The organism is Bacillus sp. GbtcB10 (genome assembly GCF_019091365.1).
Lineage (GTDB): Bacteria > Bacillota > Bacilli > Bacillales > Bacillaceae > Bacillus > Bacillus altitudinis.
Genome location: NZ_JAGXJP010000258.1, coordinates 1 through 255, shown reverse-complemented (window position 1 = coordinate 255; position 255 = coordinate 1). Strand labels below are relative to the sequence as shown.

1 pseudogene is annotated in these 255 nt (G+C 29.0%); it reads right to left on the bottom strand.

The window, feature by feature from the left end:
• Positions 1-113: 113 nt before the first annotated feature.
• Positions 114-255: pseudogene (locus KVT11_RS20230) on the bottom strand (fructose-6-phosphate aldolase); the annotation flags it as partial.

The window sequence follows — 255 nt, the reverse complement described above, 5'->3', positions numbered from 1 at the left end:
ATATATTAAATAGTTTATATAACAAATTTAAAAGACAATATGCAAAATTGCATGAAAATTCTTTTAAATAAAAAAGAATCCTAGTCAATTAAACTAGGATTCTTGATTTTCTATTATTTCTCTTGTGTTTTTTCCCAATCAGCTAAGAATTTCTCAATTCCTTGATCTGTTAATGGATGCTTCACTAATGAAGCAATTACGTTTGCTGGGATTGTTGCAATATGTGCACCGTTTAATGCTGCGTCAGTTACGTGA